Consider the following 12151-nt stretch of genomic DNA (forward strand, 5'->3'; position numbering starts at 1 on the left):
TATTCTTTCAAGTTAGAGTTACTTGAAAACTATAAAATTCTAACTTGGAGTTAACATAGATTAATAGTTATAAGATTACGAGGGGAGAGTTTTGAGTTAATGAGCAAAAGAAAAGTTCCGTTTCAAGTCATTACAGCAACTACGTTAGCCGCAATGTTTTTAACTACACCAGGTTACGCACAAATTATAAAAGAAAATCAATCTACAAGTTCCAACCTTAATGAAAAAGCACAAGGTGCACTAAAGAGCTATTTAGATGATCTTAACAAAGAAGCAGCTATAGATTCTGTTAATTCCGTTTATAAAAATATGAATGAAGAAAATTCAAAAGGTTTTAGTCCGAATGAGAAAGTGCGTGTAATTGTTGAAGTTCAAGAACCAGAACAAGCTACACAAGTTACACAAGTTACACAAACGAAATCCAAGCTAAGTAAAAAAGCTTTAATGAAACAAAGGCAGGATGATGTCGTTTCTAAAATGACGAAGCAGAAATTGAGCCCAAAGATTAGACACCGCTTTTATGATGGCTTTAATGGGTTTAGCTTAGATACAGAGTACAAAAATATTAAAGATTTACAAGCAACCCCAGGTGTTACGAATGTACATATAGCAAGAACTTATGAACAAACAATGAAAACAAGTAAAGAGTTAGTACAAGCACAAAGTGTATGGGAAAAATATGGTTATCAAGGTGAAGGATTAGTTGTTGGTGTAGTCGATTCAGGTATAGACTATACTCATAAAGATATGACTTTAACAGAAAAAGGAAAACAGAAAGAGAAATTGACTCAAAGTAATATTCAAAGTAAATTTTCTGAAACTTCAGTTAATGAACAGTGGTATACTGACAAAGTTCCAACTGGATATGATTGGGCTGATAACGATACAGATGTAATACCACGTGGTGCAAGCGGAAATCCACATGGTACACATGTTTCAGGTACAATTGGTGCAAATGGAGATGAAGACAATGATGGTGTATTAGGAATCGCACCAGGCGTTCAGCTGTTAGCCGAAAAAGTATTCTCTGACAAAGGTGGAGGAGCATACGAAGATGATATCATTGCAGGGATCGACCATGCTGTTGCCATGGGAGCAGACGTTATTAATATGAGTCTTGGAACTGATTCAGGATTTGTTGGTGAAGACAAAGATCCAATTCAAAAGGCAATTCGTGAAGCAACAGAACACGGGACACTTGTTGTAGTTGCGGGCGGGAACGCAGCTTATAGTACGAAAAATAGCATCATGGCTGCTTCTGCTCAACCGTATGCAGATAATCCTGATATTGGAACTGTAGGAGAACCAGGTGTCAGTCCGTATGCTTTGTCTGTAGCTTCCTATGAAAATACTAATTACGAATTAAATACATTAGCGGAAGAAAATGGTTTACATCTTCCATACCAAGATCAATCACAATATAACTTTAAACTTTCTAGAGTACTTTCTCCTAATGAAAGTTATGAGTTAGTTTACGTTGGTGAAGGATTTAAAGACGAGCATTATGCTGGAAAAGATGTAGCTGGAAAAATTGTAGTTTTTAAACCGAATACATCTTATTCAACTTATTCTTCAATGCAAGCTCAAGCTAAAAAGCGAGGTGCAATAGCTACTATTTTAGTTCCAGCTACTAATATGGCAGATTATCCATACGTGAATTTAGGTAGTAATCTTACCCCTACAGCAACAACTAGTAAAGAAGCAGGGGATGCTTTAATTGATAAGTTAAATAGTGGACAAGTTGTCAAAATGAAAATGACAAAAGGGACCTGGATTGATAACCCACTTCGAGATACAATGTCGTATTTCTCATCTTATGGGGCACCAACTACTTTAGATTTTAAACCTGAAATTTCTGCACCAGGAGGAAAAATATACTCTACAGTGCCAGGAAATGAATACGAGGTTATGAGTGGTACATCAATGGCAACTCCGCATGTTGCAGGTGGTGCTGCATTGGTTCTACAATCACTTTATGAGAAAGGTCTAACTCATTCAGAAGATACTGCATTAAAAGCAAAAATTGCTTTAATGAATACAGCTAAAGTGGTGATGGATCCTAAAACTGATAGTAAAATACCATATTCTCCTCGTATACAGGGGTCAGGTTTAATGCAAATACAAAATGCGATTCAGACGCCTGTCATTGTGACAAGAAAAAATACGCCACTTGAGCAAGCTGGCGCAGTTGCATTAAAAGAAATTAAAAATGACAGAGCAACCTTCAATTTAAATGTTGAATCGCTTGTATCAAAAGATACGAAAAAAGATTATGAATATACTGTTAATGTAGACTTACTAACAGATGGAATTGATACAAAGCAATTTGACTTTAATGGTGATGGAGCTTTAGAATCAAAAGACTATTTATCATTAAAAAATGAACGTATTGAAGGTGCCTCGATCTATGTAAATGGAGAGGAGCTTACTGGTGCTGAAGGTTCAACATTGAAAATTAAAGCAGGACAAACGAAAAATCTGAATGTAGAGATTCGCTTACCTAGAACATTAAGGAAAAATGAATTTGTTGAAGGCTTTGTCCGCCTTGTACCAACAGGACAAAATAGTGATTCTGCAGTTCCTCTAACTGTACCGTATATGGGCTTTAATGGTGATTGGACTGAACCGAATAATATTGATCCTGCAGCATGGGATCGGGAAGATGCATTTTTAGGTTATACAGCACTTTGGAATGATGAAGGTGCTTCAGTTCCTATGGGTTATGATTCTAAAACAGGTAAATTTAACATGAATGCAATCGCTTATTCTCCAAATTCAATACTTAAAGGGGCATTTCCAACATTTACAGCATTTAGAAACTTGGCTAAAGCAGAGATGTATATTGAAGACAAAAAAGGAAAGATGATTAGGTACCTAGGCGACTTCAGTGAATATAATAATGGTGCGCCTATGTCGCTTCGTAAGAATATACTTTCTTCGAGTAGAATGTATATGGGATATAACTGGGATGCGAAAGATCAAAACGGTAACACAGTAAGTGATGATATATATACCGTTGTCATCAAAACAACGTTGGACTATCCAGGTGCAAAGCCACAAAAGGTAAAGCTACCAATTAACATCGATTCAGTTGGACCAAAAGTATCGAATGTTAAAGTGACACCAAAAGATGGTAAATATGAAATTTCATTTGATGCAGTTGATAGTAGTTCAGGCTATAAGGGTGCGATTCTTTGGTATAATGGCATACAAAAATCGGCAGCACCAGGAGAAACATCTGTTTTAGTAGATCAAGACCCAAAAAGTGTTGTTGTAATGGGAATAGATAATGCAATGAATATTAGTTATAAAGTTTGGGGAGATCCTTCATATATTAAGTACACAATGCTTGTAGCTACATTTAATGTAAGCCCAAGTACAACTATCAACGCAAGCAAACCAGCTCAAATATTTGGTCTTGCTCAAACACGTGTAAATTGGACAATTTACGTAAAAGACGCGAGTGGAAATATAGTAGACAGTATGAAGGTGAATAATGAACATCAAATTAGTCCTAAATGGACACCAGATGCAGATTTGCCAGCTGGAACGTATTATATCTCCGCTGATGCAGTTGATAAAGAAGGATTTAAAGTAACAACTAAGACAGTTACTGTTACTGTTGTTAAATAAGTTAGATAAGCCGATCTTCTATAGGGAGATCGGTTTTTTTATAGTAAAATGATTAGTTTCTATTCTGTAATTTTACTCTTTTCTAAAACTATTAATTGTCGAAAAATATCTGCTATCAGAGAAATAATAATAGTTATCAATCCATTAATAAGGTTAGTAATGAGACTTTACAGCTATAAGTCTGCTAAATAATTTCGGTCTATTATTCAAAAAAATGTTGAAAAATATCGATTAATATTTAGTAAGTTGAAAGAAATTGTCAAAATAGCAAACTTATCAATTGTCATTATAATGTAATTAGATTTTTTGGAAAATTCAAAATTATATTTAGGAAGGACTTGATAAGATTGAAAAAGTTGAATAAGAAAAAGCCTTTCGCTTCGGTGAAAAAGGCTGCAGTTGTCGTGTTAAGTACTGGCCTTCTACTAGGGCCTGTAGCGAACTTAAATTATACTTCTGTTGCACATGCGCAAACAAATACAAAAGCAGAAAGTATATTAGCGAGTCTTACGAAAGAGCAACGTGAAGCATTACAAAACCTAGATAATCATAAATTAACAACGGGATTACAATTATCAGATGATATGGATTTATCAAGTGATAAAGATGTAACGGTTATCGTTGAATTCAAAGAACTTCCAGCGAAAGCAGCACAAATAGCCAAAGCAATTAAAGGGGAGACACTTTCTCTTGCACAAGCAAATGAGAATGTAGAAAAATCTCAAGTACAATTTAAAAAAGACTTGCAAACAAAGTTAAAAAAGACCAAATCAGGTAAAGAAGCTTATCGTGTGAAATTTACATATAAAAACTCCATGAATGGTGTCGCATTGACCTTGCCAGCGAACCAAGTAAAGTCGTTACTGAATTCGAATGTCGTAAAAGCTGTTTATAGTGATTACACAGTACATGTTGAACCGCCAGCTCAAACAGAAGAAGCAAATGACCAAACAAGTGATCAAACTAAGGTTGATAGTATCCCATTTTTAAATCTTGATAAACTACACGACGAAGGCTACACAGGAAAAGGTGTTAAAGTTGGTGTTATTGATACAGGTGTCGATTATAATCACCCCGATTTGAAGCATGCATATAAAGGTGGATATGATTTTGTTGACAACGATAATGATCCGATGGAAACAACCTATGCAGACTGGCAAAAGTCAAAAAAAGCAGAGACTTCGAATGGTGAAACATATTATACAGATCATGGAACTCATGTATCAGGAACAATTGCGGGTAGAGCAGAAAACAATTCTGATTATAAAGTTATAGGGGTAGCACCAGAATCTGACTTATATGTTTATCGTGTTTTAGGCCCATACGGAAGTGGAACTACTGCCGCTATACTTGCTGGTATTGATAGAGCTGTGAAAGATGGAATGGATGTTATTAACTTATCATTAGGTGCTTCACTCAATGATCCGCTATATGCTACAAGTATCGCAATTGATACTGCTGTGTTAAGCGGAGTGACTGCAGTTGTCGCAGCTGGAAATTCGGGAGATGCGTTGTATACGTTAGGTTCTCCAGGGGCTGCAGCGTTAGCATTAACTGTAGGAGCAAGTACTGTTACTAGTAAAGTTACAAATTTTGAAAGTCAGTTTATTTCTGGTAGTAGTAAAACTGGTGCGACAATGCAGTTGATGACGAAGAAATGGACAGATGATTTCAGCAGTATAACTGGTAAATCATTTGACATTGTGAATGTAGGTTTAGGCGGTCCAAACGATTATATAGGAAAAGATGTGAATGGTAAAATCGCGTTTGTCCAACGTGGTACATATGCATTAATTGAGAAAATGCAGTACGCAAGAGATCATGGTGCAGCGGGCGTGATCATTTATAATACGAATCCAGATGAAGGTCAAATCCCATTTTCCTTAGGTGAAAGCAATGATAATATTCCAACATTTTCGATGACAAATAAAGATGGACTAGCTATCACCGATCTGTTTGCAAATGGTGTACCAACAGTTACTTTTGGCGCAAAAAGTGAAAAAGACCTTCCAGGAGATGAATTGGCAAGTTTTAGCTCCAGAGGACCATCTGGGACGTTATATGATATTAAGCCAGAAGTAACGGCACCGGGTGTCGACATATTATCAACAGTACCTTCTTACATAGCAAATAAAAATAATACGTCTGATTATTCATCGGCTTACTTAAGAATGTCTGGTACATCTATGGCATCTCCACATGTGGCGGGAGTTGCGGCGTTACTTTTGCAAGCTCATCCAGAATATACGCCGGGTGATATAAAGACTGTTTTGATGAATACAGCAGACCCACTAAAAAATCCATACAGTGTATTTGAAGTTGGAGCTGGCCGAATCGATCCAACCAAAGCACTTCATTCTGATACGATTATTAGTGTTCAAGATCAGACACCTTATATAGAAAATGGCGTTGAAAAAATTATTCCAGAACAAACAGGTGGTCTTAGCTACGGATTTGTTGCTGTTTCGTCAGATAAGGATCATACAGATACTAGGAAACTATTATTCAACAATTTTGGTAACAATGATAAAAAGTATGAACTATCTGTCGAATACAATGTAGGCGTTAAAGGATCATTAGATGCGGAGAAAAATGGAGTGACTTTACAAGTACCTAATACACTTACAGTAAAGGCTAATAGCACAAAACAACTTTCTGCAACACTGGAAATTCCGAAAACAGCTGAAAAAGGCATTTATGAAGGCTATATTAATATTAAAAACAAAAACAATCCAGAAGAAAGCTATCGTATTCCATTTGGTGCAAAAGCTGCGGATGAAGGCTTGGCGTACTTTGAACCATATACTAAGAGTATTTCAACGAACCGAGTCATCAATTTATTCAGCCGAAAGGATACTGATTTAGATTTTAGATTAAACTCTTCGATGCAAACATTGGACTGGGTATTAGTTGATCCAAAAACTAATAAAGACCTTGGACTAATTTATTCTGCTAGTGCGACTGGTGTAGCTGTTGATAAAGACTACACTTTAGACGGCGGATTTTACGGCAGATATTTTCCATTCACTGGAGATGAAAAAAATCCAATCGCTTATATGTCTGAATTAGCGCCAGATGGAGTTTATGACATCAAAATGATTGGTACAAATAGAGATGGTAAACAGTTTGTGAAGACATCGAAAGTAAGTGTTGATAATAATGGACCAACAATCAAATTCGATGATACAAATGCGATGCCAAAGGGCGATACCCAGATTGTAGAATTGGCAGAGGGACAAAATACGGTAACAGTTTCAGGAACAATGTTGGACCCTGAAATAAACAAAACAAAAGAAGTAGGAATCCCTCTTACTCAGGCGAATAATAAATTGTTTTATGGTCCTGGTTCATCATCAGCGTTTTCAATAAGTACAGACGAAAATGGAAAGTTCAAGACTGATGTTAGTGTGCCAGGAACGATTAATCCAATCCAATATGTAGGCGCTGATTACGCAGGTAATGCGACATTACCTAAAATGGTCTATTACACGAAGAAAGGCGCTTCCTATATCTATGCAAAACCAAATAAAGATGCAATCGAATATGGTGACAAAATTACCTATACTTTCTACGCACATAATTTACGAAAAGCGAACACACTTAATTTCAGTATGGACTACGTAGCTAAATATATGGACAACGTTGAGTTTAAAAAGGCTAATAGTTTACCAGAAGGTTCAGAACTTACAACAACTATAAAAGGTACTACAAGTTTGAATACGACAGTGAAACTTACTGTACCAGGTGATGGGATTGTTGGAGATGTGGCGTTATTTGATATGAACGTTGATACAAATGCTAATGAATTCTTAAACCCATTTGCTCAAATTTTCAGTTTTACTACAATGCAAGTAAATAACGAGAGTGCAAATAGACTTCAAATTATTTTAGGTACATTACCGATGTATCCGATCTACTCCACTGCAACAGCTAAGATAAATGGCGTTGGTTTATATACTGCTGCAGGTACTTACAACAGTAGCATTGATTATACGAAAGTAGGAGCAACAATGAAGTTGAAAGGCACTAATGGTGTTATGTATGATGGAGTAATTGAAAAAAATGGAAATGTTACCTTTAAAGGAATCCCAGCAGCGGTTCAGAAATACACGGTAATTATGGATATTCCTGGACATTTCACAACCTATACTCCATTAGAAATTGGCCGAACTGAGAGAGGAATTAATATTGGAGAAGCAATTACTTACGCTACAGTTGGTGCTAAACCAGGTGATATTAATAAAGATAATGTCATTGATGTGATGGATGCGTTAATGATTCAAACCTATTGGGGCACGAGTAAGCGAAGCGCTGATATCAACTTTGATGGAATTGTTGATGCAAAAGACTTAGCGTTTGTTGAAAAATATTACTTAATGCAAAATCCTTTTGTGACAGAAGCACCAAAGGCAGTCAAAAAGTTTAAAGGAAGTACGTTAGAATCCATTAAAAGTGATCTAGGATTACAATAAAAACTTCAGTTTACTGTTAAGTAGTATCAGTTAACATAAAGTTTTTAGGAATTTGATTTTATGTAATGCATTTTATCCCTTTATAATAGACAGTTGAAATTTATTCTATTGTTTATTATAAAGGGGATTTTTTTATGGAAAATTACTCCAAAGTAATCATCAGGTCATTGTTCGAATACTAGCTTACCATACAATAAATTACTTTTTTTGATATATCGATATAATATATAAAGCGAAAACCCCACATAATGTATGCAGGTCTTTATTGTTCTGTATGATATTTACATTGTGTTATAAGACCGTTGAATGTAAAAATAATTCCTACATAAACTTTTAATGTTATTAATAAAGTGGTTGTTGTGTGTGGCAAGGTGGAAACCCATTAATATCTTGAATCGTATTGAAATCGTATTGTTTTAGAGCAAACTGTGCTTGGTACATATATTCATAAACTAGAAGCTTATTACCTGATACACCACACAATACCCCTGATGTACCTTGACCATTTGTGAATGAAACACCAATTGGTTGACCGATTAAATATCTAATTTTTTGACTCCAAGGCATTTTGATCACTCCTTTATATTAACTATATTAGATTGAGAGTGAAGAGGTGCTTGTGTAATTTATATTGTAGGATTAAATCAGAGACATTTATTTCAATAATTCAAAAAAAATTCAATGTTGATTTTTTTTTGCAAAATTAAAATCACATCAACTATGCATATAATGAAATTGCCAACCAAAATGATAACAGTTTAGATTTTGTTAGGGGGATTCTTATTCTTAAATAAGATTTCTCCTGCCCTGTTGGATTTTGGCAGCAAAGGTAATTTTAAATTACATTTTATCTTAAATTTACATGTTAAAAGATATAATATAGGAGGAACTTTATGAATATTGAACAATTAAGTCATCTTAGTGGAGTAATAAAAAGTGTCCTCGATATGAAACGATAATAGAATTTTAATATAATTTTTAAGACCAAATCATTAAAAGATTTGGTCTTTTTGATTGTTTAGTTATACAAGATATTGATTTCTTAATGTGTTATGCTAGCTTGAATATATTTAATAAAAATTTTAGAAATTTTAGTAAGAGGTTTACTTTTAAGATAGACAGTCCAGAGTTCGTCACTAATATATGGTGAGAATATTAAAGGAATTGTCTTAAGTTGACCAGATAAAGTATCCGGATGATTTTTAATTGTAATATCTCGAACAAAAGTAATCCCTAAACCATTTTTTACTGCCTCGCGTATACTTTCTGTATTATTTGAAATAAAATGTATGTTCATATTTTTTACGATTTGACGACTGTGTTCTACAAGTGAAGAACTGTTATACAGGACAAAATTTTCATGGAGTAAATCTTCAGGAGTAACTTTATCTAAATTATATAATGGAGACTGTTTACCGACGAGTGCGCAGTATTTTGTCATAGTCAAAAGATCATATTGTATATCTTTATTTTCTTTTAGTTTATTTTCATCTGAAAATATGAAAGCAATATCAGGTTGACCAACTGGTACATTATTTAGGACTTGGTCTGGAGCATATTCATAAACTAGAACATCAATCTTTGGGAAATCTTTTTTGAAATTAATAATCGATTCGTTTACTAAATAAACTAAACCTGGAGGTGTTGCAATTTTTAATTGAGTTTGATTTGTATCATTTTGAATTGCAATCTTCTCCTCTAGTATTTCATATTCATTTAATACTTTCTTAGCCTGATTAATGATTTCTTTGCCAGCTTCGGTTGGTACTGTCTTCATTTTTAAACGTATAAATAACTTCAAATTTATTCTCTTTTCAAACTCTCTAAGAGCTTGACTAACGGCTGAAGCAGAAATATGTAAATTTTTAGCAGCCTTAGTGATTGATTCTTCCTTCGATATTTCAACGATATATTTTAATTGTTCAATATTCATTGTTAATTACTTCTCCCCCATCAAACGTAAATGAATTATTTTTATATATGTTTCTAAACATTTTAAATTATTAATAAGTAATATGATAATGGGAAAATTTACTATTTTTATGTTTGTGAATAGTTTTACCATTTATTATGTAAATATAATTACTGGAAATTGCAGAATTAAGAAATACTTAATAGGTTGTAAACTATTATGCGTTTTACAGGACAAATTCAAATAACTACAATATAGATAATATAATATTGGGGAGGTTTAAGTGATTCCTTTTCTGAAATTTTAGAAAAAATTAAAATTATTAAAATTGTTACTTTTTTAGCTAGATTAAGTTGAAAGTGCATTTGGTTTTGTATTCTATAATAATTTTTTTATTCGCTTTTTCCTCATTATTGCTATTTATTACTATCGGGAAATATTAACTTGTTCGATTCACATAATATAAGTATGTACAAGTTATGTGGATGTTGAAAATGTTAAATTCAAAATGCAATCCTTCAAGCACCGGACAAGCTATAATTGTTTGCAGTTGCAGCTACATGGAAAATGGGATTAATCACAAAATCTTATACTCGCAGGTTTAGACAGCATCTTAGCATTTCAACATATTTAATTCCAATAAACAATAATTTTGATGCTGTAAACCATATGTAAAATGGTTTATGGCATTTTTGCTTTTTATATTTAGAGATTAAAAATTATTAATATTAGGTGGGTGGGGTGCAACATGAATGATTTTCTACTTTATGAATTTACCAAGTTGATGAAGAAAAAAAAATGGAATCTTAAAGAGCTAGCATTAAATGCTGATATTCATTACAGTGACATGAGTAGAATTTTTAATAACAAAAAAGCACTTTCTTTACATTATTTGGATAATATAACCGAAGCTTTCGATCTACCTAAAGGATCCTTTTATAAGGGATATGTAAAGCTATGCTTTAATGAACGAAATCTTTTAGATAAAAGAAGAAGTGATGCTTTTGTTTATGAATGTGCGAAAAATGGTTTTAAATCGGAATTATTTTATATTTTATCAGTTATGATTGAGGAAAAGTCAAAGGCAATTCGAACTAAATATTTTCAAAATTTATTCTTTATTGCTGAACAACTGTTTTTAGAAGGGAAAGAAAAAGAAGCATTACCTCTTTACGAACTGATTATTGAACATATGCCTAATACAGCAACAGAGGAAGTTGCAATTAGCTATTTTCGAAAGTTTTATATGACGCGATTAACAAACGAAGGAAGTTTAGTTTTAGTTCGTGTTTTAGAATATATTTCATATATGCCACCAAAATTTCAAGAATTAACGATTTTATGGATTACAGCTACTTACTATATGTTAAAACAGTGGGATGAGGTTTTACATTATGCTAAACGATTAGAAAAAATCGCGAAAATAAAGGACCATATAGGTCGTGCATTAATGTATCAGGCATTTGCGTTAACTAGATTAGGTAACAATTTAGATGAGGTTTTAAACTTAATTGATCGATATGAACAAATAAATGACTATTATGCAGATCTTGCTGCTGGAAATCGATATGTAGCACAGATTGATTTTGGTAATATTCAAGTTGTTGATTCATATAAGAATTGGTTGCAAAGCCGTGATGATTTTTATGTTGGAATACCGAGAATTCTAGAAAGTTATGTCAAATTAGGTCGATTAGAAGACGCTGAAAACTTTATTGAAAATCACTATGACCAAATCGTCGACATGAGCAACTCTAAAAATTTGTTAAAACAGCATATTTATATAGATTACTGTTATGCGCTTGGATTGCTAAAGTGCGAAACAAATAAAATTAACGAAGGATTAGATGAAATATTAAACGTGGCTTTAAAAGTGAAAAACTCTGAAATTCACGAAAGATTTCAAAAATGTCTAATAGCAATCTGGCATTATCGAGATTTTTTAAGTAAAGAATTAGAAGAAAAATATATTCGAATTTTAAGTTGAATAAAATTATATGTAAAAAAGATGGGCTCCAGAACTAAACTGGAGCCTTTTTATATTTTTTGAAATGAAGTAACAATCTGAGGAAAAACATAGAAGATGCTTGGGATTTATCGAATTATATCAGTGGAAAAAGTGGATTGAGATAGT

At 33.4% G+C, this 12151-nt stretch carries 5 protein-coding genes; 3 read left to right on the forward strand and 2 right to left on the reverse strand.

Annotated elements, in window-relative coordinates; translation table 11 throughout:
• The first annotated feature begins 99 nt into the window (after positions 1 to 99).
• Together AB1282_RS09245 and AB1282_RS09250 are read left to right on the forward strand one after the other, a co-directional pair.
• Positions 100 to 3633, forward strand: coding sequence for a S8 family serine peptidase (locus tag AB1282_RS09245; RefSeq protein WP_429898938.1), 3534 nt, complete (start codon positions 100 to 102; stop codon positions 3631 to 3633).
• Positions 3634 to 3980: 347 nt separating this feature from the next.
• Positions 3981 to 8105 carry a S8 family serine peptidase gene (locus tag AB1282_RS09250; protein ID WP_429898939.1) on the forward strand — a complete coding sequence of 1375 codons (4125 nt, stop codon included), beginning with the start codon at positions 3981 to 3983 and terminating at the stop codon, positions 8103 to 8105.
• Positions 8106 to 8447: 342 nt separating this feature from the next.
• Here AB1282_RS09250 and AB1282_RS09255 read toward each other — a convergent pair whose 3' ends face one another.
• Both AB1282_RS09255 and AB1282_RS09260 read right to left on the reverse strand, forming a co-directional pair.
• Positions 8448 to 8672, reverse strand: coding sequence for a hypothetical protein (locus AB1282_RS09255; protein WP_429898940.1), 225 nt, complete (start codon positions 8670 to 8672; stop codon positions 8448 to 8450).
• 475 nt (positions 8673 to 9147) lie between these two features.
• Positions 9148 to 10038 (reverse strand): LysR family transcriptional regulator, encoded by an 891-nt coding sequence (locus AB1282_RS09260; RefSeq protein ID WP_429898941.1) that lies wholly within the window; start codon positions 10036 to 10038, stop codon positions 9148 to 9150.
• Positions 10039 to 10765: 727 nt separating this feature from the next.
• Between AB1282_RS09260 and AB1282_RS09265 the strand changes: the two genes are divergently transcribed.
• Positions 10766 to 12004 carry a helix-turn-helix domain-containing protein gene (locus AB1282_RS09265; RefSeq protein WP_429898942.1) on the forward strand — a complete coding sequence of 413 codons (1239 nt, stop codon included), beginning with the start codon at positions 10766 to 10768 and terminating at the stop codon, positions 12002 to 12004.
• Positions 12005 to 12151: the final 147 nt, after the last annotated feature.

It is taken from the genome of Gottfriedia sp. S16(2024) (assembly GCF_050473765.1).
Taxonomy (GTDB): Bacteria; Bacillota; Bacilli; order Bacillales; family Bacillaceae_G; genus Gottfriedia.